Source organism: Phenylobacterium glaciei, from assembly GCF_016772415.1.
Lineage (GTDB): Bacteria > Pseudomonadota > Alphaproteobacteria > Caulobacterales > Caulobacteraceae > Phenylobacterium > Phenylobacterium glaciei.
Map to the genome: position 1 here is coordinate 3478616 of NZ_JAGSGD010000001.1, position 24643 is coordinate 3503258.

The 24643-nt window shown below is 68.8% G+C and carries 24 protein-coding genes and 1 riboswitch; of the genes, 13 read left to right on the top strand and 11 right to left on the bottom strand.

Annotated features, from left to right (window positions below; genetic code table 11):
• The first annotated feature begins 111 nt into the window (after window positions 1-111).
• Window positions 112-972, top strand: coding sequence for a helix-turn-helix domain-containing protein (locus JKL49_RS17170; protein WP_215342047.1), 861 nt, complete (start codon window positions 112-114; stop codon window positions 970-972).
• On the opposite strand, the gene mutY is transcribed toward JKL49_RS17170, so the two are convergent.
• Together mutY and JKL49_RS17180 are read right to left on the bottom strand one after the other, a co-directional pair.
• The gene (gene mutY, locus JKL49_RS17175) at window positions 969-2015 is read right to left on the bottom strand and encodes an A/G-specific adenine glycosylase (RefSeq protein ID WP_215342049.1); all 1047 of its coding nucleotides are present in this window, start codon (window positions 2013-2015) and stop codon (window positions 969-971) included. The genes JKL49_RS17170 and mutY overlap by 4 nt on opposite strands.
• Window positions 2012-3280 carry an MFS transporter gene (locus JKL49_RS17180; protein ID WP_215342051.1) on the bottom strand — a complete coding sequence of 423 codons (1269 nt, stop codon included), beginning with the start codon at window positions 3278-3280 and terminating at the stop codon, window positions 2012-2014. The genes mutY and JKL49_RS17180 overlap by 4 nt, the downstream gene beginning before the upstream one ends.
• A 119-nt stretch (window positions 3281-3399) precedes the next feature.
• Here JKL49_RS17180 and JKL49_RS17185 point away from each other — a divergent pair, with 119 nt between their 5' ends.
• The 8 genes from JKL49_RS17185 (at window position 3400) to JKL49_RS17220 (ending at window position 10778) form a co-directional block, all read left to right on the top strand.
• Window positions 3400-3951 carry a DUF721 domain-containing protein gene (locus JKL49_RS17185; protein WP_215342053.1) on the top strand — a complete coding sequence of 184 codons (552 nt, stop codon included), beginning with the start codon at window positions 3400-3402 and terminating at the stop codon, window positions 3949-3951.
• 64 nt (window positions 3952-4015) lie between these two features.
• Window positions 4016-4633, top strand: coding sequence for a thioredoxin domain-containing protein (locus tag JKL49_RS17190; protein WP_215342055.1), 618 nt, complete (start codon window positions 4016-4018; stop codon window positions 4631-4633).
• Between the two features lie 18 nt (window positions 4634-4651).
• Entirely contained in the window at window positions 4652-8095 is a 3444-nt protein-coding gene (gene smc / locus JKL49_RS17195; protein ID WP_215342057.1) for a chromosome segregation protein SMC, read from the top strand.
• Between the two features lie 215 nt (window positions 8096-8310).
• A complete protein-coding gene (locus JKL49_RS17200) occupies window positions 8311-8664 on the top strand; it encodes an AtpZ/AtpI family protein (RefSeq protein ID WP_215342058.1) in 354 nt (117 codons plus the stop codon).
• Window positions 8664-9461 carry a F0F1 ATP synthase subunit A gene (locus JKL49_RS17205; protein WP_215342060.1) on the top strand — a complete coding sequence of 266 codons (798 nt, stop codon included), beginning with the start codon at window positions 8664-8666 and terminating at the stop codon, window positions 9459-9461. Before JKL49_RS17200 ends, JKL49_RS17205 begins: the two co-directional genes overlap by 1 nt.
• Window positions 9462-9489: 28 nt before the next feature.
• Complete coding sequence (locus tag JKL49_RS17210; protein ID WP_215342062.1) at window positions 9490-9720, top strand: F0F1 ATP synthase subunit C; 231 nt, start codon at window positions 9490-9492, stop codon at window positions 9718-9720.
• An 18-nt stretch (window positions 9721-9738) separates the two neighbouring features.
• Window positions 9739-10269, top strand: a complete 531-nt coding sequence (locus JKL49_RS17215) for a F0F1 ATP synthase subunit B family protein (protein ID WP_347340401.1) — start codon at window positions 9739-9741, stop codon at window positions 10267-10269.
• A 17-nt stretch (window positions 10270-10286) separates the two neighbouring features.
• Window positions 10287-10778, top strand: a complete 492-nt coding sequence (locus JKL49_RS17220) for a F0F1 ATP synthase subunit B family protein (RefSeq protein WP_215342065.1) — start codon at window positions 10287-10289, stop codon at window positions 10776-10778.
• 61 nt (window positions 10779-10839) lie between these two features.
• Here the strand turns inward: JKL49_RS17220 and JKL49_RS17225 are convergent, their stop codons facing one another.
• From JKL49_RS17225 to JKL49_RS17260, 8 genes are all read right to left on the bottom strand, one after another.
• Window positions 10840-11232, bottom strand: a complete 393-nt coding sequence (locus JKL49_RS17225; protein ID WP_215342858.1) for a PGPGW domain-containing protein — start codon at window positions 11230-11232, stop codon at window positions 10840-10842.
• A gap of 194 nt (window positions 11233-11426) precedes the next feature.
• Window positions 11427-11846 (bottom strand): hypothetical protein, encoded by a 420-nt coding sequence (locus JKL49_RS17230; RefSeq protein WP_215342067.1) that lies wholly within the window; start codon window positions 11844-11846, stop codon window positions 11427-11429.
• A 126-nt stretch (window positions 11847-11972) separates the two neighbouring features.
• On the bottom strand, window positions 11973-13556 hold the full coding sequence (gcvPB, locus tag JKL49_RS17235) for an aminomethyl-transferring glycine dehydrogenase subunit GcvPB (RefSeq protein ID WP_215342070.1): 1584 nt from the start codon (window positions 13554-13556) through the stop codon (window positions 11973-11975).
• Window positions 13556-14899 (bottom strand): aminomethyl-transferring glycine dehydrogenase subunit GcvPA, encoded by a 1344-nt coding sequence (gene gcvPA / locus JKL49_RS17240; RefSeq protein ID WP_215342072.1) that lies wholly within the window; start codon window positions 14897-14899, stop codon window positions 13556-13558. The genes gcvPB and gcvPA overlap by 1 nt, the downstream gene beginning before the upstream one ends.
• A gap of 6 nt (window positions 14900-14905) precedes the next feature.
• Window positions 14906-15271 (bottom strand): glycine cleavage system protein GcvH, encoded by a 366-nt coding sequence (gene gcvH, locus JKL49_RS17245; RefSeq protein ID WP_215342074.1) that lies wholly within the window; start codon window positions 15269-15271, stop codon window positions 14906-14908.
• Between the two features lie 13 nt (window positions 15272-15284).
• Window positions 15285-16397 (bottom strand): glycine cleavage system aminomethyltransferase GcvT, encoded by a 1113-nt coding sequence (gcvT, locus tag JKL49_RS17250; protein ID WP_215342075.1) that lies wholly within the window; start codon window positions 16395-16397, stop codon window positions 15285-15287.
• A 164-nt stretch (window positions 16398-16561) separates the two neighbouring features.
• Window positions 16562-16652, bottom strand: a riboswitch (glycine riboswitch).
• Window positions 16653-16760: 108 nt separating this feature from the next.
• Window positions 16761-18560: an arginine--tRNA ligase gene (locus JKL49_RS17255; RefSeq protein ID WP_215342077.1), complete on the bottom strand. Its 1800-nt coding sequence runs from the start codon at window positions 18558-18560 to the stop codon at window positions 16761-16763.
• Window positions 18557-19252, bottom strand: coding sequence for a Tat pathway signal sequence domain protein (locus JKL49_RS17260; protein ID WP_215342078.1), 696 nt, complete (start codon window positions 19250-19252; stop codon window positions 18557-18559). Before JKL49_RS17260 ends, JKL49_RS17255 begins: the two co-directional genes overlap by 4 nt.
• Window positions 19253-19376: 124 nt before the next feature.
• On the opposite strand from JKL49_RS17260, the gene ispH reads away from it, so the two are divergent.
• From ispH to rnhA, 4 genes are read left to right on the top strand one after another with little or no spacing between them, the layout of a single operon-like run.
• Window positions 19377-20339, top strand: a complete 963-nt coding sequence (gene ispH, locus JKL49_RS17265) for a 4-hydroxy-3-methylbut-2-enyl diphosphate reductase (protein WP_215342079.1) — start codon at window positions 19377-19379, stop codon at window positions 20337-20339.
• The gene (locus tag JKL49_RS17270) at window positions 20339-21112 is read left to right on the top strand and encodes a class I SAM-dependent methyltransferase (RefSeq protein ID WP_215342080.1); all 774 of its coding nucleotides are present in this window, start codon (window positions 20339-20341) and stop codon (window positions 21110-21112) included. Before ispH ends, JKL49_RS17270 begins: the two co-directional genes overlap by 1 nt.
• 34 nt (window positions 21113-21146) lie before the next feature.
• The gene (gene thrB, locus JKL49_RS17275; RefSeq protein WP_215342081.1) at window positions 21147-22112 is read left to right on the top strand and encodes a homoserine kinase; all 966 of its coding nucleotides are present in this window, start codon (window positions 21147-21149) and stop codon (window positions 22110-22112) included.
• A complete protein-coding gene (rnhA, locus tag JKL49_RS17280; RefSeq protein WP_215342082.1) occupies window positions 22109-22558 on the top strand; it encodes a ribonuclease HI in 450 nt (149 codons plus the stop codon). Before thrB ends, rnhA begins: the two co-directional genes overlap by 4 nt.
• On the opposite strand, the gene JKL49_RS17285 is transcribed toward rnhA, so the two are convergent.
• On the bottom strand, window positions 22555-24477 hold the full coding sequence (locus tag JKL49_RS17285) for a potassium transporter Kup (protein ID WP_249778107.1): 1923 nt from the start codon (window positions 24475-24477) through the stop codon (window positions 22555-22557). The genes rnhA and JKL49_RS17285 overlap by 4 nt on opposite strands.
• Between the last annotated feature and the right edge of the window lie 166 nt (window positions 24478-24643).

Sequence of the window (24643 nt, forward strand, 5' to 3'; positions counted from 1 at the left end):
GCTGCGGTCGGTTGCGCTCGTCTGCCAGAGAGCGTGCAACGGTTGTGCGCCGGGGTTGCACAGCTTGAGCATTACGGGGTCTGATGCCGCGAGCGTCATGAGAGGCCCCCTATGCCCGCCAACCCATTCGGCGAGAAACTCGAGCTGGTGTTGAAAGTGTTATCGCTGAGCCGAGGGCGTCTGGCGGCGGGCCTGAACGTTGACAAGTCGGTGGTCGGCCGATGGGCGAGCGGGGCGGTCACCCCTTCAAAGCACAACCTGGCCCTGCTCACCCACCATATCGCCGAAAGAATGCCCGGCTTCACCATGCTGGCCTGGGATCGGGACATGGCCGAGTTCGCGACCCTGGTGGGCGCCGACCTGCCGCGGGTCGATGCAACACCTGTCGAGGGTCTGCCGGTGGCGGGCCTTGCCGAGATCCGAGAGGCGACCCTGGCCCGGGGCGCAGATCTGGAAGGCTTCTTCGAGACGACACGGACCGCGTCGCGCGCGCCGGGCCTGTTCTTCCATGACCAGTGCCTGGTCCGCCGCCACGACGACAATGGCCTGCTGGAAATCCGGCTGGGCATGGGCGAGATCGTGTTCACCGGCTGGGCCTTGCCGGTCCGAAACCATATCTGCTGCATCACCACCGAGGCCCATACCGGCGCGATGACCTTCATCATGCTCAACTGCGGGGTCGTGCAGCGGCCGATGCGGTTGGACGGGATTGTGCTTGGCGCCGCCGCCGGCGCGCCGCCCGGCCTGGTGGCCACGCCCATCGTCTGCGACCGTGTGGGGGACCTGAGCGGTGACCGAGACGCCGACGACGCCGCATTCCGCGAGCGACTGGCGCGCAATCCCGTGGCGTCTCAGAACACCGTGCCGCCCGAGGTGGTCGCCCAGCTGACACGCACCTTCGGCCCCGAGCAACTGGCCCAGGGCGGCGAACTGCAGATGCACTTCCCGTTCCACGTCTCGCTGACGCGCTAGATCAGGTTCGACAACGCCGCCCGCGCCGCCTTCAGGAACACGCTGGGCAGGCCGTCCAGGTCACGCCGCGGCGACCAGATCACGCCGTCTGCTTCGCCCTCGGCCCGCAGCAGCGTGAGGGTCAGGGTGAAGTGGGTGAAGCCGTGCTCCACCTCGCCGACATGGCGCCAGTCGGCGGGCGCGGGGGCGGCGGCCTGGGCCTGGGCCTCCGTGAAGGGCGCGCTGCGCCAGTCGCTGGTGGGCAGGGCCAGCATGCCGCCCAGCAGCCCCTTGGGGGGGCGGCGGACCAGGGCCACAAGGTCGCCCTGGGTCAAGACATAGGCCACGCCGTGGCGATGCGGCCGGATCGCCTTGGCCGTCTTGTGCGGATAGGTCTCCGGGGCGCCGGTGGCCAGGGCCGCGCAGGCCGACGCCACCGGACAGCGGTCGCAGAGCGGCGACTTCGGCTTACAGATGGTGGCGCCCAGATCCATCAGGGCCTGGGCCCAGTCGCCGGGGCGATCGTCGCGAACCAGGGTTTCGGCCAGCCGCTTCAGCTCCGGCTTGGCGTCGGGCAGCGGGGTTTCGACGGCGAACAGGCGCGACACGACGCGCTCGACATTGCCGTCCACGACATTGGTCGCCCGGTCGAAGGCGATCGCGGCCACGGCGGCGGCGGTATAGGGGCCCAGGCCCGGGAGGCCGCGCAGTCCCTCCTCGGTGTCCGGGAAAATCCCGCCGTGATCCTTGGCCACGGCCCGGGCGCAGGCCAGCAGGTTGCGGGCGCGAGCGTAGTAGCCCAGCCCCGCCCAGGCCGCCATCACCTCGCCGTCGTCCTCGTTGGCCAGGGCCGTGACCGTGGGCCAGCGGGCGGTGAACTTCAGGAAATAGGGCGTCGCATGCGGCACGGTGGTCTGCTGCAGCATCACCTCCGACAGCCAGACCCGGTAGGGGTCCTGGCGCACGCCGGCGCGGCCGTCGGTCGGCCCCACCCGCCAGGCGAGATCGCGCGCCTCCCCGTCGTACCAGGCCAGCAACTTGGCTCGCAGAGCCTCCGGGTTCATTCGGCCTGGCGCCTGAGGAAGAGCAGAGCCACCAGGCTGATGACGGCCGCGCCGCTGAGGTAGTAGCCCACCGGGACCAGGCCGCCCTTGTCGGCCAGGGCCTGGGCGATCATCGGGGCCAGGCCGCCGCCCAGGATGCCGCCGATGTTGAAGGCCACTGAAGCGCCGGTGTAGCGGACGCGGGCCGGGAACAGGCCGGGCAGGAAGGCGCCCAGCGGGCCATAGACCAGGCCCATCATGGCGAGGCCCAGCGACAGGAATCCCCAGATCAGCCACAGCGAGCCCGAACCCATCATCGGGGCCAGCAGGAAGCCGCCCGCCACCGTGGCGATGCAGCCGGCCATCAGCACCCGCCTGGGGCTGGTGGCGTCAGCCCAGTAGCCGGCGGCGATGATGCCCGCGGCCATGAAGCCGATGGCGCCCAGCTGCACCCCCAGGAACGTCTCGCGGCTATAGCCCAGCTTGGTGGTCCCGTAGCCGAGGGCGAAGGCCGTCGTCAGGTAGAAGATGGCGAAGCAGCAGACCACGGCGAAGGTGCCGGCGAGCGTCTGCAGCGGGAAGTCGCGCAGCAGTTCGCCCAGCGGCGCCTTGGCGGGCGGCGCCTCCTTCATGGCCTCTGCGAAGGCCGGAGTCTCGGTGAGCTTCAGCCGCACCCAGAGACCGACCCCCACCAGGACGATGCTCAGCAGGAAGGGGATGCGCCAGCCCCAGGCCAGGAACTGTTCAGGGGTCAGCAGCACCCCCAGCAGCAGGAACAGGCCATTGGCGGCGATGAAGCCCACCGGGGCGCCGAGCTGGGGGAACATGCCGAAGCGGGCGCGCCAGCCGGGCGGCGCATTCTCCACCGCCAGCAGGGCCGCACCGCCCCACTCGCCGCCGAGGCCAAAGCCCTGGCCGAACCGCAGGACGCAAAGCAGGAAGGGCGCGACCCAGCCGGCCTGGGCGTAGGTGGGCAGGAAAGCTATGGCGAGGGTGGATCCTCCCATCAACATCAGCGAGGCCACGAGGGTCGACTTGCGCCCCAGCCGATCGCCGAAGTGGCCGAACACCGCCGCGCCCAGGGGTCTCGCGAAGAAGGCGAGCGCGAAGGTGGCGTAGGCGCTCATCAGCTGCGCCGATGGAGAGGCCACCGGGAAGAACAGCCTGCCAAACACCAGGGAGGCGGCGGTGGCGTAGATGTAGAAGTCGTAGAACTCGACCGCCGTCCCCACCAGGCTGGCGGCCAGGATACGGCGGTGCGAGGCCGCGGGCTTGCTGTCGGACATGGTGGCTCCCCGGCTGTCGCGGTGGTGATTGGAACCTGAGGGCGGGGGCGTCAAGGCGAAGACCTCGCCTTGCCCTCCGCCGCTACGCAGGGGCGGAAAAGGATTGTATGCTGCGCCCCATGTCCAAGCGTCCCCTGCCCACCTCTGCGGAGGCGGCCTTCATCCTGTCGCGCAAGCGGACGCGGCCGCAGCGACGGCCGCCGCCGGCCGCCGGACGGGGCCTGTCCAAGCTGCTGAAGGACCTGGACGCCCGCTTCGGCCAGGGGCCGGGCGCGCTGCAGGCCCGCTGGAAGGAGATCGTCGGCGAGCAGATCGCCAAGCGCACCGAGCCGGTGAAGCTTTCAAAGGTGAAGGCCGGAGAGCCCGCGGCCCTGGAGATCCGGGTGGCCGGCGCCGCCGCGGCCCTGATCCAGCATCAGGCGCCGGAGATCGTGGCTCGCGTGAACCTGTTCCTGGGGACCGGGGCGGTGAATAAGCTACGCATCGTCCAGGGCCCCCTGCGCAATGTGAACCCCGAGACGGTGCGGCCCGTGCGCCGTCCCCTGCCCCCGCTGGACGCCGCCAAGGAGGCCGAGTTGGCCGCCAGCCTGGCCGCCGAGCCGGACGGCCCTCTGAAGGCCGCATTGCTGAGCTTGGGTCGGGGCGTGTTGCGCGATCGCCGCACCCGTTGACTTTGCCCCCGGCCTGGGGGGAATCGCGCTTTAATCTTTCCTTCGGAATTCCGTAGAGGGTCCAATGCCGAACTTCAGCCGTCGCCTCCTCGTCGTCGCCGCCATGAGCCTGCTCGCCCTGGCCGGCTGTTCCAAGGGGGGAGCGAAGACCGACGCCGCCGACATGACCCTGGGCGACGCCAAGGCGCCGATCCAGATCACCGAGTACGCCTCGGCTTCCTGCGTCCACTGCGCCAAGTTCAACAACGAGGTCTTCCCGGCCTTCAAGGCGAAATACATCGACACCGGTAAGGTCCACTACACCTTCCGCGAGTTCCTGACCCCGCCGGTCGAGGTGGCCGCCGCCGCCTTCCTCACCGCCCGTTGCGCCGGCAAGGACAAGTACTTCAGCGTCCTCGACGCCGTCTTCCACGCCCAGGAAGAGATGTTCACCACCGGCGACATGCGCGGCGTCCTGCTCCGCGTGGCCCAGTCCTCGGGCATGACCGAGAAGCAGTTCAACGCCTGCATCACCGATGAAGAGGCGCTCAAGGCCCTGAACGCCCGCGTCGACAAGGCGAGCAAGGAAGAGAAGATCACCTCGACCCCCACCTTCCAGATCAACGGCAAGACCTTCAAGGAAGGCGAGGCCACCCTGGCCGAGTTCGACGCCGCCATCGCCGCCGCCCAAGCCAAGAAGTAGGAAGGGCCCCGCACTCAAGTGCACTTCCAGCGGCTTCGCCTTTCGGGCTTCAAGTCCTTCGTCGATGCGACCGAGTTCCGCATCGAGCCCGGAGTCACGGGCATCGTCGGACCCAACGGCTGCGGCAAGTCGAACCTGCTCGAGGCCCTGCGCTGGGTGATGGGGGCCAACTCCGCCAAGGCCATGCGGGCCGGCGGGATGGACGATGTGATCTTCGCCGGCTCGGGCGGGCGCGCCTCGCGCAACCACGCCGAGGTGACGCTGACCATCGACAACGCCGACCGTCGCGCGCCCGCCGCCTTCAACGACCATCCGGTCCTGGAGGTGGTGCGCCGCATCGACAAGGGCGAGGGCTCCACCTACCGGATCAACGGCCGTGAGGTGCGCGCCCGCGACGTGCAGCTGCTCTTTGCAGATGCGTCAACGGGCTCGAATTCTCCGGCCCTGGTGCGCCAGGGGCAGATTTCCGAGCTGATCGCCGCCAAGCCGCAGAACCGGCGGATGATCCTGGAGGAGGCCGCCGGCGTCTCGGGCCTGCACACGCGGCGCCATGAGGCCGAGCTGCGCCTGCGGGCGGCGGAGACGAACCTCACCCGGCTGGAGGACGTCGCCAAGGAGCTGGAGAGCACGCTGAACCGGCTGAAGCGCGAGGCCCGGCAGGCCGACCGCTACAAGAAGATGTCGGCGGAGATTCGCGCCCTGCAGGGCGCGGTGCTCTACGCCCGCTGGAACGAGGCGCGCGGCGCCGCCGAACGACTGCAGGCCGAGGCTTCCGAAGCCATCCGCGCCGTGGAAGAGACCGCCCGCGAGGCCGCCGGGGCCACCACGCGGGCCGCCGCCGCCGAGGAACAGATCAAGCCGCTCCGCGAGGCCGAGACCATCGCCGCCGCGGTCCTGCACCGCCTGGCCATCGACCGCGACCGCCTGGAGCGGGAGGGTGAGGCCTTGGCCGCCGAGGTGGAGCGCCTGACCGGCGACGTCTCGCGCATCGACGCCGACCGCGCACGAGAGACGCAGATGGTGGAGGACGCCCAGCTGGCGCTGGCCCGCATGGCCGGCGACCTCGAGGCCCTGGAGGCCGCCATCGCCGCGGCGCCGGAACGCGCCCCCGAACTTGAGGCCGCCGCCAGGGCCGCCGACGCCGCCCGCGTCGAGGCCGACGCGGCGGTCGAGGCCCTGGCCGCCCAGGCCGCCGCCGACGAAGCCCGCCGCCGGGCCGGCGCCGCCCGCGTGGAGGAAGCCCAGGGCCGGGTCAACCGCACCCGACGGGCGCTGGATCAGGCCAAACACGAACGCGAACAGATCGGCCCCGCGGTCAATCCCCAGGCGGCTGAGGCCAGGACCGAACTGGAGCGGGCCGAGGCGACGCTCACCGCCCTGCGCGTGGCCCTGGAGGCAGCCGAGGACGAACGCACCAAGGCCCAGGAGGCCGAGCTCGCCTCGCGCGAGGCCGCCCGCAAGACCGACGAACAGCTGGGCCGCCTGACCGCCGAGGCCCGCGCCCTGGCCGGCATCGTCGCCCAGCAGAAGCGCGGCGGCTTCACCCCGGCCCTCGACGAGGTTTCCCCCGACCGGGGCTATGAGCAGGCCCTGGCCGCCGCGCTTGGCGACGACCTGGACGCGGCCCTGGATCCCAAGGCGCCGGCCTTCTGGGGCGGCCGCGACGCCCAGGCGCCAACCTGGCCTGAGGGCGCGACTCCGCTCGGTCCGCTGGTGAAGGCGCCGGGGGCCCTGGGCGCGCGGCTGGCCTATGTGGCGCTTGTCGCCCGCGCTGACGGCGACCGCCTGCAATTGGCCCTGCAACCCGGGATGCGGCTGGTCTCCAGGGAAGGCGACCTCTGGCGCTGGGATGGGTTCACCGCCCGCGCCGATGCGCCCAAGCCCGCCGCGATCCGGATGGAGCAGAAGACCCGGCTGGGCGAGATCGAGGCCGAGATCGAGACCCTCGAACCCAGGGCCAAGGCCGCCCGCGAAATCCAGGCGGCCGCCAACGCCCGGGTCCGCGCCGCCGACGAGACCCTGCGCGAGGCGCGCCGCCAGCCCCAGGGCGCCGAGCAGAAGGTGGCGGCCGCTCGGGCCGTGCTGGAAAAGCTGGACCGCGAGGCGACCCGCCGCGAGGCCCACGCCCAGTCCCTGGACGACGTCATCCGCCGCTTCGAGGCCGAGTTGGCCGACACCGAATCGATCCTGCGGGTCGCGCAATCAGAATCGGCCGAGGACACCGCCGTCGGCGACCTGAGCGCCAAGCTGGCCGCCGCTCGCGCCGCCGCCGGTCCCGCCCGCGAGGCCGCCGCCGAGGCCCGCAGCGCCATGGAGATCGAGGCCCGCGAGCGCGAGGGGCGGGCGCGCCGACTGGAAAACCTGACCCGCGACCGAGACGACTGGACTCGCCGAGCTCAAGGGGCCGCCAAGCGCCTGGATCACCTGGAAGAGGCGCGGACCAAGGCCAAGGGTTTGCTGGACCGGGCCAACGACGCGCCTGCCACCCATCAGGACCGCTTCGAGAAGCTGCTGGACGAACTGGCCACGGCCGAGGCCCGCCGGGCCAAGAGCAGCGATGCGCTCGCCCAGGCCGAAGGCGCGCGGGCCGAGGCCGATCGCGCGGTCCGGGCCAGCGACGCCGCCGCGAGCCAGGCCCGCGAGCTTCGCGCCAGCCTGTCGGCGAAGCTGGAGGCCGCCGCCGAGCGCCTGGCCGAGATCACCACCCAGATCCGCGAGACGGCGCGTGTAGAGCCCGCCGACCTGGCCCAGAGCCTGGCCGACGCCGCCATCGCCATCCCCGGCGACGCGGGCGGAATGGAGGCTCACCTCTTCAACCTGGAGCGCCAACGCGACGCCATTGGCCCCGTGAACCTGCGGGCCGAGGAAGAGGCCGCCGAACACGCCAGCCGCCTGGAGACCATGCAGGCCGAGCGCCTGGATCTGACCGGCGCCATCGGCAAGCTGCGCCAGGGAATCGACGAACTGAACGGCGAGGGCCGCGAGCGCCTGGTGGCCGCCTTCGAGGTCATCAATGAGCACTTCAAGGCCCTGTTCGAGACCCTGTTCGAGGGCGGCGTCGCCGAACTGCGGCTCGTGGAAAGCGACGATCCGCTGGAGGCGGGGCTGGAAATCTTCGCCTGCCCGCCCGGCAAGCGCATGGCCACCATGAGCCTGATGAGCGGCGGCGAGCAGGCCCTGACCGCCGCGGCCCTGATCTTCGCGGTCTTCCTGGCCAACCCCGCCCCCATCTGCGTGCTGGACGAGGTGGACGCGCCCCTGGACGACGCCAATGTCGACCGCTTCTGCAACCTGCTGGACGAGATGCGGCGGCGCACCGAGACGCGCTTCATCGCCATCACCCACAACCCTGTGACCATGGCCCGCATGGACCGGCTGTTCGGCGTCACCATGGCCGAGCGCGGCGTCAGCCAGCTCGTCTCGGTCGACCTTCGCCAGGCCGAGGCCATGGCGGCGCAGTAGCGCTCGCGCCCGAACAGGGACAGGAAGAGCCTCGGGATACTCCACCGTCAGGAGTCGCGGACGAGGCCGTTTGCCGCGGGTCGAAAAGCTGATAGAAATCAGGCTCTTAAATAACAGTTTCCCGACCTTGACGCACTGCACCCGGCTCTATAGGTTCCGCCGCGACCTGGCCGGGCCGCGGACAGTTGTCGCGGTCCCTTTAAAGACCTGAAGCAATGCCGCAGCCGGACGACTCGAACGAAGAGGCCATCAAGCGCCTCGACGAACGGCTCGACGCCTTCGAGACCGCGACCAAGCGGGGCCCCCACAAGGCCTCAAGCGAGGCCGCGATGGGCGAAGGCTATCGCCTCCTCGGAGGGGTGATCGGCGGGGTCTTGGGGGGCTTGGGGTTCGGGTGGTTGTTCGACCACTTCCTGCACACCACGCCCTGGGGAATGGTCGCCGGCTTGATGCTGGGAACCGCCCTGTCGGCCTATAACGCCTACACGTCCGCGAACCGGACTGCGGCGAAACTGAATGCCCCGGCGCCGCCGGTCGTGCGTAACGAGGATGAGGACTTGAACCGCTAATGGCCGCCATCGAGCCCATGCACCAGTTCATGATCCAGAAGATCGTGAGCCTGCCGCCCGTGACGGTTCCCGGCGTTGGCGCGATCGATCTGTCGATCACCAACTCCGTGGCCACCATGATGGGCGCCGCCGCCCTCATCACCGCCTTCTTCCTGTTCTCGTCGCGTGGCGCTGTGGTGCCCGGCCGGATGCAGGCACTGGCCGAGACCGTCTACGACCTGGTCGACAAGGGCCTGACCGGCTCGATGATCGGTGATCGCGGCCGTCCGTTCCTGCCCTTCATCTTCACCCTCTTCTCCTTCGTCGCCGTGCTGGACCTGATCGGGATGTTCCCCGAGCAGTTCGCCGTGACCGCCCAGCTGGCGGTGACCGCGACCCTGGCCCTCCTGACCTTCTTCATCGTGCTGATCGTCGGCTTCGCCAAGAATGGCCTGGGCTTCTTCAAGCTCTTCGTGCCGTCGGGCGTGGCCTGGCCGATGCTGTTCATCCTGGTGCCGATCGAGTTCATCTCGTTCCTGGTGCGCCCAGTCACCCTGGCCATGCGGTTGTTCGGCAACATCATCGGCGGCCACGTGGTCATGTATATGTTCGGCAGCTTCGTCGTCGGCCTGGGCGGTTTCGCCATCGCCAACGGCGGCTTGGCCTATCTCGGCCTGGTCGGCTCCGCTCTCAGCCTTTCCATGGTCATCGCTCTGATGGCCCTGGAATTCATCGTCGCCTTCCTGCAGGCCTTCGTCTTCGCGGCCCTGACCTGCACCTATCTCAGCGATGTCGTGAACCTCGATCACGGCCACTAACCCCACCTCTACAAAGGGACTATCCAAAATGGACGTTACTGCCGCCAAGTACATCGGTGCGGGCCTTGCCATGACCGGCCTCATCGGCGCCGGCGCCGGCCTCGGCATCCTGTTCGGCAACTATCTGCAAGCCGCCATGCGCAACCCGTCGGCCGCGGCCGCCGAACGCGGCATGCTGTTCCTCGGCTTCGCCGTGACGGAAGCCATGGGCATCTTCGCCCTCGTGATGGCCTTCATCATCCTCTTCGTTCAGGTCTAAGCCGTCGTGGCCGAGCCCGTGACCGAAGCGGCTCACGCCGTAGCGGGCGCCGCCGTCGAGCATGGCTCGGGCGGTCTGCCGCAGTTCGACCTGGCCCAATGGCCAGGCCAGATGGTGTGGATGCTGATCATCTTCGGCATCCTCTTCTTCCTGTTCTCCAAGGTCTTCGTCCCCAAGCTGGGCGGGACCATCGAAGCGCGCGAGGACCGGATCTCCGGTGACATCGCCGCGGCGCGGAAAATGAAGGAAGAGTCCGAGGCGCAGGCCGCCGCGGTCGCCCAGGAAGTCGCTCAGGCGCGCGCCCAAGCTCAGAAGCTTGCCGGCGACGCCAAGGCGAAGGCCAAGGGTGAAAGCGCCGTCCGCCAAGCCGAGGAGGAAGCCAAGCTCGCCAAGAGCCTGGCCGCCGCCGAGGTTCGGATCTTCGAAGCTCGCGACAAGGCCCTCAGCCAAGTCGCCGGCATCGCCTCCGACACCGCCGAAGCCATCGTGGCCAAGCTGACCGGTAAGGCCGCCTCGGCGGCCGAGCTCAAAGCCGCCGCCAAGGCCTAGCTTAGAAAGACTCCGACGTGGAACTCCTGCAAGACGCGCACACCTGGGTCACTGTCGGCCTCCTGGTGTTCATCGGCGCCCTGATCTACGCCAAGGTGCCCGGCATGGCCGTGGGGGCGCTCGACGCCCGCGGCAAGGCCATCCAGGCGCAGTTGGACGAAGCCCAGGCGCTGCGCGACGAAGCCACTCGCCTGCTGGCCGAGGTCAAGCAACAACGCGCCGACGCCGTAAAGCTGTCGGCCGAGCTGCTGGCCAACGCCCAGGAAGACGCCAAGTGCATGGCGATCGAGGCCAAGGCTCAGCTGGAAGAGCAGATCAAGCGTCGCGGTGAACTGGCCGAACGCAAGATCGCGACGGCCGAAGCCCAAGCTTCCGCCGAGGTGAAGGCCGCCGCCGCCGATCTGGCGACCCAGATCGCCGAGAGCGTGCTGACCAGCCGGCTGACGGGTCTGAAGTCCGACCCGCTGATCGACGGGGCGATCACGCAGATGGGCGCCAAGCTCCAATAGGACCTGGCTTCATCGACGACGTTCAAAGGCCTCCCTCGCGGGAGGCCTTTTTCGTTGGCGTCTAGGAAACGCGGGCGCGCCGGAAGCGCTTGCGGGTGCGCACGGCGAAGCGAAGTTTGCGCGGCACGATCAGTCGCTCGATCCGCAGCGCCTGTTGCCAGGCCACCAGCAGGATCTCCGGCTCGCGCCGAAGGAGGCGGCGGATCGGGAAGATCATCTTCGGATGGGCGTGCTGGAAACGAACGAAGGTGCGCCGCGCCTTGAAGGAGTTGCGCAGCACCAGCATCAGGCCGACCACGATCACCGGCAGGCCGCCGGGGCCCGGCAGGGGCGCCACGGCGATCCCGGCCAGCACGATCAGCAACCCCAGCGAGGCCAGACCGACGCGCACCATCCGAGCCACCAGCTCGCGGGCGAAGTCATCGGAGGCGCGCAGGGCGCGCACGCTGGGCATGGCGTAGGACACTTTGGTTCAAACCAGGATTTGGGACGCGCGTCCGCTTGGGGAGGTCGGGCGGTTGTCCTGTAGACGCATATGCGAACGCAGGGATGCCTCGTAAAGGCGACAGGCCGGTTAAATTTTAAGGTTTATGTCCAATTCAGACCTCGCGCGGCGCGGGCGCCACACCTTGTCCGACCTGGCAGACCCTATTTGGCGAAGATCGAGCCTGAGCGGCTGGGGTGCAGCCAGCGGCGAACCTTGCGGGCGAAGCGATAGCGGCCCGGCAGGATCACCTTCTCCATCCGCAGCATCTGTTGCCAGAACACCGCGGCGATCTCCGGCTCCCGACGCATCAGGCGGCGCAGGGGGAAGACCATTTTCGGGTGCGCCCGCTGAATGCCGACAAAGCGGCGGCGCGCCTTGAAGGAATTGCGCAGCACGATCATCAGACCAACCACCAGGATCGGCAGACCCAGGTGACCGGGCAGCACCGACGTCACAAGACCCACGGCCATGATGGCGAGACCGAGCATCACGAGCAGGAATCGGCCAATCTTGGCCGCCAGTTCGCGGGCAGAGTCGTCGTTGGCGCGCAGAGCGCGCACGCTGGGGATGGCGTAGGACACGTTTTCAAACCTGGAGTGCGCGGCCCGTCAAACGGGGAGGTCGGTCGGTGACCGCACGAGTCAGGTATGGGAACGCTCGACGGAGTCGTAAAGGTTCGCGCGGGTTAAATTTCGTCCAGACTGTAGCTATTCAGCCGCCATGGGCGCCGGCGCCACAGTTGTGGGCTCCGGGCGCCACGTCAACCGAGGCTTGCGGGCGGCCAGGGTCTCATCCAGGCGTCGCAGAGGCGCCAGGTAGGGCGCGCCGGTGAACCGCTCCACATCGCCCGCCTTGGCGGCCTCCGCCAGCAGGGTCAGAGCATTACAGAACCGATCCAACTCCTGCTTGGACTCCGTCTCCGTCGGCTCGATCAGCATGGCCCCGTGCACCACCAGCGGGAAGTACATGGTCATGGGGTGGAAGCCCTCGTCGATCATCGCCTTGGCGAAGTCCAGCGTGGTGACCCCCGTCCCCTCCAGCCAGCTGTCGTCGAACAGGGCTTCGTGCATGCAGGGCCCGTCCGGGAAGGCCGGGCTCATCACCGGCGACAGCTTGGCCTTGATGTAGTTGGCGTTCAGCACCGCGTCCTCGGCCACCTGGCGCAGGCCGTCGGTCCCGTGGCTGAGCATGTAGGCGTAGGCGCGCACGAACATGCCCATCTGTCCGTGGAAGGCGACCATCCGGCCGAAGGTGTCGGCGGCCTCGTCTTCGGCCTCCTCCACCAGTTTGAAGCCCTCGCCGGCGCTCACCACCCAGGGGGTGGGGGCGTAGGGAGCCAGGGCCTCCGACAGCACCACCGGACCCGCGCCGGGCCCACCGCCGCCGTGGGGCGTGGAGAAGGTCTTGTGCAGGTTGATGTGCATGGCGTCGACGCCCAGGTCGCCAGGGCGCACCTTGCCGACGATGGCGTTGAAGTTGGCGCCGTCACAGTAGAAGTAGGCCCCGGCCGCATGGGTCAGGCGAGCGATCTCGATGATGTCGCGCTCGAACAGGCCGCAGGTGTTGGGGTTGGTGACCATGATCGCCGCCACGTCCGGCGACAGCTTGGCCTCCAGATCAGCGAGGTCGACGCGCCCGTCCGCGGTCTGGGCGATCTCGGCCACGTCATAGCCGACGAAGGCTGCGGTGGCGGGATTGGTGCCGTGAGCGGAGGTAGGCACCAGGACAGTGCGGCGATGGGCCTGGCCCTTGGCCTCATGGGCCGCCTTGATGGCCAGCAGGCCGCACAGCTCGCCGTGCGCGCCGGCCTTGGGCGACAGAGCCACGGCGGGCATGCCGGTCAGGGTCTTCAGCCAATGGGCCAGGCGGTCCATCAGCTCCAGGGCGCCCTGGGTCGTCGACTGCGGCGACATCGGGTGCAGGTCGCCGAAGCCGGCCAGGCGGGCCATCTTCTCGTTGAGCCGCGGGTTGTGCTTCATGGTGCACGAGCCCAGCGGATACAGCGCCAGGTCGATGGCGTGGTTCTTCTGGGACAGGCGCACGAAGTGGCGCATGGCCTCGGGTTCCGACAGGCCCGGCAGGCCGATCGGCGCAGTGCGGACCAGGTCGCCCAGGTCAGAGGCGTCCTGGCTGGGCAGGTCGAAATCGACGCCGCTCTTGTCCCAGCCGCCCATCTCGAAGATCAGGGCCTCGTCCTGCAGCAGGCCGCGGGCGCCGGTGAGCGAGGTGTGGGCGGAGGTGGCGCCGCCAGCCTGGGGCTGGGTCGGACGGCCGATATTGGACATGGCCATCAGGCGGTCCTCCCCTTCAGGGCCTGGGCGAAGGCGGCGATATCACCCCGCGTCGTGGTCTCGGTGGCGGCCACCAGCAGCACGTCGTCCATCCCGGCCTTGGGATCGAGACGGCTGAAGGGCACGCCGGCGACAACACCGTCGGCCAGCAGAGCCTCGACGACCTCGGCGGCCTTGCCCGGAACGCGGATCGCGAACTCGTTGAAGAAGCGCGGCGACAGGATCTCCACCCCGGGAACGGCGGCGAGCGCATCGCGCAGCTCGCGGGCCCGACTGTGATTCAGGGCCGCGAGTTCCCGCAGCCCGCGCTCCCCCAGCAGCGTCATGTGGATGGTGAAGGCGAGCGCGCAGAGACCGGAGTTGGTGCAGATGTTGGAGGTCGCCTTCTCGCGGCGGATATGCTGCTCGCGGGTCGACAGGGTCAGGACGAAGCCCCGCGCGCCGTCGGCGTCCACCGTTTCGCCGCAGAGCCGGCCCGGCATCTGGCGGACGAACTTTTCCCGGGCGGCGAAGAGGCCGACATAGGGACCGCCATAGTTCAGGCCGACCCCGATCGACTGCCCCTCGCCCACAGCGATGTCCGCGCCCATCTCGCCGGGAGACTTCAGCAGGCCGTAGGAGACGGCCTCGGTGGTCACCACGATCAGCAGAGCGCCGGCGGCGTGGGCCGCCTCGGCGATCTTGCTGACGTCGGTGACGACGCCGAACACGTTGGGGGTCTGGACCACGACGCAGGCGGTCTCGGCGTCGATGGCCGAAAGCACGGCGGCCTCAGCGTCGATAGCCACAGCTTGGCGGCTGATCTCCATGCCCTCGGCATGGGCGATGGTCTGGGTGACCGCCGCATAGTGCGGATGCAGGCCGCCCGACAGCACCGCCTTCTTCCGGCGCGTGACCCGCTGGGCCATCATCACCGCCTCGGCGCAGGCCGTGGAGCCGTCGTACATAGACGCATTCGCCACATCCAGTCCGGTCAGGGCCGCCACCTGGGTCTGGAACTCGAACAGCACCTGCAGGGTGCCCTGGGCGATCTCTGGCTGGTAGGGCGTGTAGCTGGTGAGGAATTCCGACCGCTGGATGATGTGGTCCACCGTGGCCGGCACGTGGTGCTTGTAGGCCCCCGCCCCACAGAAGAACGGCCCGGCGCCGGCCGAACGGTTCTTGGCCGCCAGGGCCGCCAATGCGCGCTCCACCTCCATCTCGCCGGCATGCAGCGGCAGGTCGAAGAGGTCGGCCTTGCGGGCGGCGGCGGGGACGTCGACGAACAGGTCGTCGATGGTGGCCACACCGATGACGCCGAGCATCTCGGCCCGGTCGGCCGGGGTCAGGGGCAGATAGCGCATGGGTGCTTACAGGGTCCCGAGGAAGGCTTCATAGGCGTCGCGGTCCATCAGGGCGTCGTACTGCGCCTTGTCCGCGATCTTCAGCTTGGCGAACCAGCCGCCGGATTCCGGCAGGGCGTTCACGGTGTCGGGGGCCTCGCCCAGGTCGGTGTTGGTCTCGACGACCTCGCCGGCGATGGGGGCGTAGACATCGGAGGCGGCCTTGACGCTCTCGACCACCGCGAAGCCGTCACCGGCCTTCACGACCTTGCCGACCTCGGGGGTCTCGACAAACACCACGTCGCCCAGTTGCTCGGCGGCGTAGGCGGTGATGCCGATGGTGGCCACCTCGCCCTCGAGGACGACCCACTCATGATCCTTGGTGAAACGCATCGGGATGATCTCCTCAGATCTTGCGGACGTAGCGGTTGGGAACGAAGGGCATCGCCACGACCTGCGCGGCCTGCGGCTTGCCCCGGACAATGACTTTCAACTGAGTCCCGAGCGCGGCCAGGGCCGGCGGCACGAAGCCCATGGCGATGGGATAGCCGAGGCTCGGCGAGAAGCCGCCCGAGGTCACGACGCCGACGACGGCGCCCGACCCGTCGGTGATCTCGGCGCCCTCGCGGGCCGGCGCGCCTTCCAGCACTTTCAGGCCGACCCGCTTGCGCGACGGGCCTTCGGCCAGTTCCTTGGCGATCCGGGCCGCGCCAGGGAAATCCCGCGCATCGCGGCGCTTCACCGAGACGGCGAAGGCGAGGTCCGCCTCGATGGGGCTGACGCTCTGGTCCACGTCATGGCCGTACAGCGGCAGGCCGGCCTCCAGGCGCAGGGAGTCCCGCGCGCCCAGGCCGATGGGCCGGACACGCTCGTCCTCCAGCAGCAGGTTCCAGATCGCTTCGGCCAAGTGGTTGGGGACCGAGATCTCGTAGCCGTCCTCGCCGGTATAGCCCGAGCGGGAAATCAGGATGTTGGTCCCAAAGCCCGGCATGGCGCGTGAGTCCATGAATACCATGCGCAGGGCGGCGGGCAGGTGGCGGCCGATGACGGCGGCGGCCTCGGGGCCCTGGAGCGCCAGCAGGGCGCGGTTCTCCAGCCGCTCAATAGTGACCTGTCCAGCCAGCTCGTTGTCGATGACCTTGAAGTCGTTGTCCTTGCAGGCGCCGTTGACCACCACGAACAGGCCGTCGTCGTCGGGCCGGGCGGCCATCAGGTCGTCGATCACCCCGCCCTGCTTGTTGAGCAGGACCGAGTAGCGCTGCTTGCCGGGCTTCAGACCGATGAAGTCGCCGGGCGTGATCTCCTCGAAGGCCGACAGCGGCGAGACGCCCCGCAGCCGGGCCTGGCCCATGTGGGAGACGTCGAACAGGCCGGCGTGCTCGCGGGTCCAGAGGTGCTCCTTCAGCACGCCGTCCTTGTACTGGACCGGCATGGAATAGCCCGCGAAGGGCACCATGCGCGCGCCGGCGGCCACGTGCGCGTCGGCGAGCGGGGTGGTCTTCAGGACTTCATCGGACACGTATGAGACTCCGGCTGACGATTGCAGGCGCAGGCGAAAAAGCTCCGCCGTCGCCCTGCCCCCGCTGTCCTTGGACCTGAGAGATTTCAGACCGCCCCGATCGGTGGGACGCTCCTTGCTCCTTCGGCGAGCGCTCCCGAGGGGGCGCTACTTTCCAGCGTTCATCAGCCTTCGCGGTCCGTTTGCCTGAGCGTTTCCGGGGCGGTTGCGCCTTCGGCTCCGGGCTCGAAGCCCGGTCTCTCCCGCGAGAGTCGAGGCGGAAACTGTTCGAAGGGTGGGCCCGAGTCAACGCGCAAAGTCTCGCGGGCGACAACCACGCGTAAGTTGGCGTGGAGAAGTCGAATCGCGACCGTTTTCTGGCTGCTACATCCGCGCGGGCGCGGTGATCCCCAGCAGGTCCAGGGCCTGCTCCAGCTGGCGCAGGGTGGTGTCGGCCAGCGCCAAACGCGACGAGCGCAAGGTAGGCTCCGCCGACAGGATCGGACAGGCGGCATAGAAGCGGCTGAAGGCCTGAGCCAGCTTGAAGGCGTGCTCGGCCACGAAGTGCGGCGCGCGCTTTTCGTAGGCGTCGGTCAGCGCCTGGTCGAAGGCGTCCAGCAGCAGCACCAGGTCCCGCTCGGCCGGATCGGCCACGGTGATCGGTCCGGGCTTCACGCCCTCGCCCTGCGCCTTTCGCAGCAAGGATTTCACCCGCACCGCCTGGTACAGCAGATAGGGGCCGGTCTTGCCCTCGAAGCTGGAGAAGCGGTCGAGGTCGAAGACGTAGGAGGTGCCGCGGAAGTTCTGCAGGTCGGCGAATTTCAGCGCCGCCACCGCCACCTTGTGGGCAGTGTCGTCGAAGGCGTCGGGGTCGAGCTCGGCGCCCAGATCGGCCTCGCGGAGACGCTCGCGCGCCTTGGTGCGGGTCATCTCGATCAGATCGTTGAGCTTCAGCACCCCGCCCTCGCGGGTCTTGAAGGGCTTGCCGTCGATCCCGTTCATGGTGCCAAAGCCGATGTGCTCCAGGCTGCCCTCCGGTGCGTAGCCGGCCAGGTAGGCGGCCCGGAACACCACTTCGAAGTGGTCGGCCTGACGCTGGTCAACCACATAGAGGACGTGGTCGGGATCAAAGCTCTTCTCCCGGTCCAGCACGGTGGCCAGATCGGTGGTGCCGTACATGGCCGAGCCTTCCGACGAGACCACCAGCAGCGGCGGCAGATCGCGCTTGTCGCCCTGGCGGGCGACGCGGATGATCCGGGCGCCCTGGTCGTCCACCAGCAGGCCTTTGTCGTCCAGGTCCTTGACCATGGGCGCGATCAGGTCGTCGACGTCGCTCTCGCCCTTCCAGAGGTCGAAATCGACCCCAAGCGAATGGAAGTCCCGTTCCAGGGCGACCTTGGTGACCCGGGCGAAGTGACGCCACAGCAGGTGATAGCCCGGGGTCTTGGACTGGAGTTCGGCGGTCAGCCTGCGGGCCCGCTCGCGGTACTCGATCTCAGCCTTGCCCTTGGCCGCGGCCTCCGGATAGAGGCGGTCCAGGTCATCCAGGCTGACGCGATCCTGCAGGGCGGCGAAGGCGGTCTTCTCCTCCTCCGACGTGATCGGCGCAGCGCGGCTGTTAAGCTGATCCATCAGCGCCTTGACGAACGGGTTCTCGTCCATGACGGCGCCGATCAGCAGGCCCATCTGGTAGCCCCAGTCGCCGAAGTGGGCGTCGCCCACCACGATGTCGCCCCGGAACCGGTAGATCCGCTTGATGGCCTCGCCGATGATGGACGACCGCAGATGGCCCACATGCATCGGCTTGGCGACGTTGGGCCCGGCATAGTCCACCAGGATGCGCCGCGTGGTCTCCACCACCGCAGCGCCCAGGCGCGGATCGGCGGCGATCTCGTTGGCGCGCTCCGAGAGCGCGGTGTCGGAGACCCGCATGTTGATGAAGCCCAGACCGGCGATCTCGACGACCGACAGGCGCGGATCGGCGGCCAGGGTCGCGGTCACCCCGGCGGCGATCTCGCGTGGATCGCGGCGCGCGGTCTTGGCCGCGGCGAGCGCGCCATTGCACTGGAAGTCCGCGAGGTCGGGCCGGTCGGACGGCGTGACGCGTCCGAGCTCAGCCGGCAGGCCCGCGGCGGCGAAGGCGGCGGCGACCGCTTCGCTCAGGCCCCGTTTCAGATCGCTCATTTACGTTCGGTGGTCCCCGCCGCGGCGACAGCCGATGTGCCGGCGTTCACCCGGAAGCGCTTGCCGTCACGGTTGAAGGCCGCCATCTGCGGCGTCACGTCGAAGCCGACGAGCACCTCGAAATTGGCGCCGCTGGTGGTGTCCTTGGCGCGCGGGATGACAATCTGGGCCATCGTCTCGGTGACGTAGACGCGGTCTTGGTTGGGGCCGAAGTTCACCGGCAGGTCGAAATACTGCTTGGCGATGACCGCCTCGTTGCGCTTGGTCACAGCTACCCAGTAGCGGTAATTCTTGGAGGTGCCGGTGGCCTGCGGGCCCTTGCCCAGTTCAAACAGAACTTCCATCTGCAGCTGGATCGGCTTGTCGTCCTTGTACTGGCAGCCGGCCGAGATGCCCTGGATCTCGCCCGTGTAGGCGACATTGGCCGAGGCTTCCTTGTTGTCTTTGAACTCGATGTAGCGGCCGGCGTCGTAGAGCACCTTCACGAACGGGCACGGGCCGGCGTTGCGCAGGGCGGCCAGCGGCGCCTGGACGTCGTTCCACTCTTCCTTGGATTTCTTCTTCTTGGCCGCCTCCTGCTGTTGGCGCTGCTCGTCGCTGCCGCGGCGGGGCGACTGGGCGGAGGCCAGGTCGGGAAGGACGGTCGCGGCCGCGATGAAAGCGCAGGCTGCAAGCAGAAGAGAACGGCGCATGGGGTCGTCCAGAACAGGAGTAGAGGTCTCGGCGCAGGGGTCCGCGCGGCACCTGTACTACTGACTATCGATTGAGGCCGCAACGCGGCTGGCGGTAGAAGGCCCGGACGCCTAGTTTGGGGTCATGTCCGAACCGTCCCCCGCCCGCCGCCCGTTGAAGGTCCTGCTCGCCACCCCGCGGGGTTTCTGCGCTGGGGTCGACCGCGCCATCCAGATCGTCGAGCGCACGATCGAGAAATACGGCGCGCCGGTCTATGTGCGCCACGAGATCGTCCATAACCGCCATGTGGTGGACAGGCTGAAGGCGCTCGGCGCCATCTTCGTCGAGGAACTGGACGAGTGCCCCACCGACCGTCCGGTGGTGTTCTCGGCCCACGGCGTGCCCAAGTCGGTGCCCGCCGACGCCAGGTCGCGCAACATGCTCTATCTCGACGCCACCTGCCCCCTGGTCTCCAAGGTCCATGTCGAGGCCCAGCGCCACTACGACGCCGGCATGGAGATCGTGCTGATCGGCCACGCCGGCCACCCGGAGGTCGTCGGCACCATGGGCCAGTTGCCCGAGGGCGCCGTGACTCTGATCGAGACGGTGGAGGACGCGCGCGCCTTCACGCCGAAGGACGCGACCAATGTCGCCTTCGCCACCCAGACGACGCTCTCGGTGGACGACACCGCCGCCATCGTCGCGGCCCTGCGCGAGCGGTTCCCGGAGATCTCCGCGCCGCACAAGGAAGACATCTGCTACGCCACCACCAACCGTCAGGAGGCGGTGAAGAGCGTGGCGGCCCGCAGCGACGTGTTGCTGGTTCTGGGCTCGGCCAATTCCTCCAACTCGGTACGCTTGGTGGAAGTCGCCAAGCGTGAGGGCGTGGCGCAGGCCCACCTGATCGACGACGCCAGCTTCCTGGACCTCGCCTGGATCGAGGGCGCTCAGACCGTCGGCGTCACCGCCGGCGCCTCGGCCCCCGAGGTTCTGGTCCAGGGCGTGATCGACGCGCTCAGCGCGGTCTTCGATGTCACCGTCGAAGAGGTCGACGCCGTCCGCGAGACCGTCAGCTTCAAGCTGCCCCGGGTGCTGGTGGAAGGCTGATGTCGGCGATCCGCGCCCTCGCCGCCTACGCCCCCCCGCCGTTGCGGCGCGCCCTTTCCGGCCTGTGGCTGGATATCAAGAGCCTGCCGACCCGGCGGCGCGGCGATCCGTGGAGCGTGATCCACAATGTCGGCAACGGCGACCACTACGCCATCGGCCTGCAGGCGGTGGGCTGGCTGAAGACCTATGCGGGCCTGAAGCCCGGCGACGCCGTGCTGGACATCGGCTGCGGCACCGGCCGGATGGCCCATCACCTGACCGACCATCCCTATACGGGCTTTGACCTCGCCAAGGCCGCGATCGCCATGTGCCAGCGCCGCTATCCGAAGCTCAACTTCGTCCATCTCGACGTCTGGAACGGCGACTACAACCGCACCGGATCCATCGCCGAGGACAAGGTCGCGTTCCCGGCGGAGGATGCGTCGGTGGATGTCGCCTTCGCCATGTCGGTCTTCACCCACATGCGGTTCGGGGCCATGAGCCACTACCTCCGGGAGGCCGTCCGGGTGCTCAAGCCCGGCGGCCGGTTCGCCTTCACGGCCTTCTCGCCGCGCGAGGCTGCGAACCCGCTGTTCGACTTCCAGCCGTATGACGCCACCTCCAGCGTGGTGGACGCGCGCAGCCCTGAGCGCGCCATCGCCCACGATCACGACGCCCTGGCCGGGGCCATCGCCGCGGCCGGCCTGAAGCTGGTGTCGTTCCACAGGGGCGCCTGGGCGGCGCCCGCCGACTATGACGGCGGCCAGGACCTGTGGGTGGTCGCCAAGGCTTGACGCCCGGCGCGGGCTCCCCCATCCCGAGCCCGACATGGCCGTCTATACCGACATCAACGATGAGGAGCTCGCGCTCCTGCTCGCCGACTACGACCTCGGGACCGCCGTGGCGTTCAAGGGCGTCGCGGAGGGCGTGGAGAATTCCAACTTCATGCTGGAGACCACGGTCGGGCGCTATTTCCTGACCGTGTACGAGAAGCGGATGAAGGCGGAGGAGCTGCCGTTCTTCCTGGACCTGATGCGCTGGCTGGCTCGGCACGATTACCCTTGCGCCTCGCCGGTCGCCGACCGCGCGGGCCAGACCATAAAGCAGGTGCGCGGCAAGCTCGCCGCCATCATCGAATTCCTGCCGGGCCTCTCGGTCCGCCGGCCCACCGCCGCCCACTGCCGCGAGGCCGGTGAGGGTCTGGCGCGACTGCACCTGGCCGCGCGGGGCTTCCCGGGGACGCGAAAGCCCGCCCTGGGCCAGGCCGCCTGGGCGCCGCTGTTCGCCACGCTGCGGGAGGACGCCGAGGCTCTGAAGCCGGGGCTTGCCGCCACCATCGGCACGGACCTGGACAGGCTGGCCCGGACCTGGCCCCAGGGCCTGCCTCAGGGGATCATCCACGAGGACTACTTCCCCGATAACGTGTTCTTCTCAGGGGGTAAGTTCGCCGGGGCCATCGACTTCTACTTCGCCTGCGTCGACACCCTGGCCTATGACATCGCCGTGGCCCTGAACGCCTGGTGCTTCGAGGCCGACGGCAGTTTCAACATCACCAGCGCACGCGCCCTGGTGGCTGGCTACGAGACCCACCGCCCGCTGAGCCCGGCCGAGCGTCAGGCCCTGCCGATCCTGGCTCACGGCGCGGCCATGCGGTTCTTCCTGACTCGGCTCGAAGCCTGGGGTTCGACCCCGGCCGGCGCTCTGGTCCGCCCCAAGGACCCGCTGGAATACGAGCGCAAGCTGGCGGTCCACCGCGAGGCGCCTGACCTCGTACTGTTCGGGGATCAGGCGTGAGCGACACCAAGGTGGTCATCTATACCGACGGCGCCTGCTCGGGGAATCCGGGGCCGGGCGGCTGGGGCGCGCTGCTGATCTCCGGCGGCCATCGCAAGGACATCTGCGGCGGCGAGCCCGACACCACCAACAACCGCATGGAGATGATGGCCGCCATCCAGGCGCTGGAGGCGCTCATCAAGCCCTGTCATGTCGAGCTGCACACCGACTCGACCTACGTCATGAAGGGCATCTCGGAGTGGATCCATGGCTGGAAGAAGCGCGGCTGGAAGACCGCCGACAAGAAGCCGGTGAAGAACGAGGACCTCTGGCGCCGGCTCGACACCGCCCGCGACCGTCACACCGTCGACTGGCGCTGGGTCAAGGGCCACGCCGGCCATGAGCTCAACGAGCACGCCGACTTCCTGGCGGGCAAGGGGCTCAAGGAAGCCCTGGCCAAGCGCTAGACCGTTGTCTGGGCCCCCAGCTCCACGACCCGCCCCGGCGGAATCTGGAAGAAGTCCGTGGGGCTGGCGGCGTTCTTGGTCAGGAAGATGAACAGCTTTTCCTGCCACCTGGCCAGCTTGGAGGACCGCCCGGCGACCACGGTCCGGCGCCCCAGGAAGAAGGAGGTGTTCATGACGTCGAAGGTCACCCCCTGCTTGCGCAACAGCAGCATGCCGCGCGGAATGCTCGGCCGCTCCATGAAGCCGTAGCGCAGGCGCACGATGCTGAACCCCTCGCTCAGGGTCTCATAGGTCAACCGGTCGGCGTCGGAGACGCGGGGCGCATCGTCGATCTCGACCGCCAGCAGCACGTTGCGGTCGTGCAGGACATTGTTGTGCTTCAGGTTGTGCAGCAGGGCGCCGGGCGTCACGGCTGGGTCGGCGGTGAGATAGACGGCCGCGCCCGGGACGCGCTTGGCGCGTGGGGCGATCAGCTTCAGGAAGTCGTCGAGCGGCAGGGAGTCCTGGCGGCGCTTCTCCTGCAGCAACCGGGAGCCCTTCACCCACACGCCCATCAGCACCATGAGCGAGCCGCCGATTACCAGCGGGATCCAACCGCCGGACAGCAGCTTGAGGGCGTTTGAGCCCAGGAAGACCAGGTCCACCAGCAGCAGCGGCCCGATCAGGGCCACCGTCGCCAGCAGGCTCCACTTCCACAGCCGGCGCACCACGATGATCGCCAGGGAGGTGGTCACCACCATCGTCCCGGTGACCGCCAGGCCGTAGGCCTGAGCCAGGCCCGTGGAGGTCTTGAACACCCCCACCAGCAGGATCACCCCCACCAGCAGCAGCAGGTTGATCTGCGGCACATAGATCTGACCGGCCTCGGTTTCCGAGGTGCGCAGCAGGGTCATGCGCGGCAGCAGACCAAGCTGGATCGCCTGCTGCGAAAGGGAAAACGCGCCGGTGATCACCGCCTGGCTGGCGATCACCGTGGCGCAGGCGGCCAGCACCACCAGCGGCGCGCGCAGCATCTCCGGGGCCAGCAGGAAGAACCAGTCGAGGTTCTGGAACGCCTGTCCTTGCTCGGTGACCTTATGCAGGGTCGCCAGGGTCAGGGCGCCCTGACCCAGATAGTTGAGGATCAGGGCCGGCAGCACAATGAAGAACCAGGACGACTGGATCGGCCAGCGCCCGAAATGGCCCATGTCGGCATAGAGGGCCTCGGCGCCGGTCACCGTCAGGAACACCGAACCCATCACCAGCAGGCCCGCCATCCCGTGGTCGAGCATGAAGCGCGCGCCGAAATAGGGGTTGATGGACATCACGATCCCCGGCGCGTCGCGCAGGTGGATGGCTCCCAGGACAGCGATGACCGCGAACCACAGCAGGCAGATGGGCCCGAAGAACCGGGCCACCTTGCTGGTGCCTGAGGACTGAATGAGGAACAGCCCCACCAGGATGGCGATGGTGATGCTCAACACCACCCCCAGGGTGATGTGGTCTGCGATGGCGGGCACCGACCGCAGCCCTTCGATGGCCGAGAGCACCGAGATGGCCGGGGTGATCACCGCGTCGCCGTAGAACAGGGCCGCGCCGCCGAGGCCCAGCATCAGGATCAGCGGCGTCCGACGCCCCACGGCCCTCTGGGCCAGGGCCATCAGCGACAGCACGCCGCCCTCGCCCCTGTTGTCGGCGCGCATGAGGAAGACGACGTACTTCACCGTCACCACGATAATCAGGGCCCAGAGCGCCAGGGACACCACGCCCATCACCTCGGGCGGGGTCAGGCCATCCTTGGCGGCCTGGCCCACCGCCTCCTTGAACGCGTAGAGGGGACTGGTGCCGATGTCGCCGAACACCACCCCGATGGACCCCAGGGCCAGAGGCAGGAAGCGGCGCGGCGGGTGGGCGGTCGCGACGCTGGGCTCGGGGGTCATGCGTAGCAATGTCTCTGGGACGACGCGCACGATGCGGGAGCGCATCGCCACTCGCGGAGCGCATCATGCACCCTGCACGCCTAAGGATTGAATTCCGGAGATCGCGCCGGCGCATAAGGGCGGAATAAAGATCGCGGGCGGGTTGCGGCCACAAGCAGAGCTTCCC

Coding starts and splice junctions, on each gene's coding strand:
- JKL49_RS17170 (WP_215342047.1), top strand. CDS start 112: ATGCCCGCCAACCCATTCGGCGAGAAACTCGAGCTGGTGTTGAAAGTG.
- mutY (WP_215342049.1), bottom strand. CDS start 2,015: ATGAACCCGGAGGCTCTGCGAGCCAAGTTGCTGGCCTGGTACGACGGG.
- JKL49_RS17180 (WP_215342051.1), bottom strand. CDS start 3,280: ATGTCCGACAGCAAGCCCGCGGCCTCGCACCGCCGTATCCTGGCCGCC.
- JKL49_RS17185 (WP_215342053.1), top strand. CDS start 3,400: ATGTCCAAGCGTCCCCTGCCCACCTCTGCGGAGGCGGCCTTCATCCTG.
- JKL49_RS17190 (WP_215342055.1), top strand. CDS start 4,016: ATGCCGAACTTCAGCCGTCGCCTCCTCGTCGTCGCCGCCATGAGCCTG.
- JKL49_RS17200 (WP_215342058.1), top strand. CDS start 8,311: ATGCCGCAGCCGGACGACTCGAACGAAGAGGCCATCAAGCGCCTCGAC.
- JKL49_RS17205 (WP_215342060.1), top strand. CDS start 8,664: ATGGCCGCCATCGAGCCCATGCACCAGTTCATGATCCAGAAGATCGTG.
- JKL49_RS17210 (WP_215342062.1), top strand. CDS start 9,490: ATGGACGTTACTGCCGCCAAGTACATCGGTGCGGGCCTTGCCATGACC.
- JKL49_RS17225 (WP_215342858.1), bottom strand. CDS start 11,232: ATGCCCAGCGTGCGCGCCCTGCGCGCCTCCGATGACTTCGCCCGCGAG.
- gcvPB (WP_215342070.1), bottom strand. CDS start 13,556: ATGGCCATGTCCAATATCGGCCGTCCGACCCAGCCCCAGGCTGGCGGC.
- gcvPA (WP_215342072.1), bottom strand. CDS start 14,899: ATGCGCTATCTGCCCCTGACCCCGGCCGACCGGGCCGAGATGCTCGGC.
- gcvH (WP_215342074.1), bottom strand. CDS start 15,271: ATGCGTTTCACCAAGGATCATGAGTGGGTCGTCCTCGAGGGCGAGGTG.
- JKL49_RS17255 (WP_215342077.1), bottom strand. CDS start 18,560: ATGAGCGATCTGAAACGGGGCCTGAGCGAAGCGGTCGCCGCCGCCTTC.
- JKL49_RS17260 (WP_215342078.1), bottom strand. CDS start 19,252: ATGCGCCGTTCTCTTCTGCTTGCAGCCTGCGCTTTCATCGCGGCCGCG.
- ispH (WP_215342079.1), top strand. CDS start 19,377: ATGTCCGAACCGTCCCCCGCCCGCCGCCCGTTGAAGGTCCTGCTCGCC.
- JKL49_RS17270 (WP_215342080.1), top strand. CDS start 20,339: ATGTCGGCGATCCGCGCCCTCGCCGCCTACGCCCCCCCGCCGTTGCGG.
- thrB (WP_215342081.1), top strand. CDS start 21,147: ATGGCCGTCTATACCGACATCAACGATGAGGAGCTCGCGCTCCTGCTC.
- JKL49_RS17285 (WP_249778107.1), bottom strand. CDS start 24,477: ATGACCCCCGAGCCCAGCGTCGCGACCGCCCACCCGCCGCGCCGCTTC.